1 protein-coding gene is annotated in these 304 nt (G+C 57.9%); it reads right to left on the bottom strand.

Annotation, left to right across the window (positions count from 1 at the left end; translation table 11 throughout):
* Positions 1–201, bottom strand: a 201-nt coding sequence (locus tag PZA18_RS24510) for a hypothetical protein (RefSeq protein ID WP_284103497.1), incomplete at its 3' end; no start/stop codon positions are given.
* Positions 202–304 lie beyond the last annotated feature (103 nt).

The following is a 304-nucleotide window of genomic DNA, read 5'->3' as shown; positions in this document are numbered from 1 at the left end:
GTTCGGTGAGGTCTGGGGCAGGTTGACGGCGGCGGGGCAGGGCATGCGACCAGTTGAAGCCACATAGCGTTGCAGCGCCAATTTCACCTGTTCGATATTGGCTTTGCTCTTGCTGACCTGGCTTTGCTCTTGCTGACCTGGCTTTGCAGCAGTTGCGTACGCGCCGCCGCGAAAATCAATGTATCCGTCCGATCGCCCCACGTTGCGTCCGAAGCGTGAATCAGCTAGCGGTTGTTGAATTCAGGGGGAGTAGTTCATCAATGCGGCTATTAGGCCAGGTGGGGAGACGTTCAAGGGTGGCGGT

The sequence above is a fragment of the Parachitinimonas caeni genome (assembly GCF_030129945.1).
In the GTDB taxonomy this organism is placed as follows: Bacteria; Pseudomonadota; Gammaproteobacteria; order Burkholderiales; family Chitinimonadaceae; genus Parachitinimonas; species Parachitinimonas caeni.
Note: the sequence above shows the minus strand (reverse complement) of the source record. Positions and strands in the feature narration are given on the sequence as shown.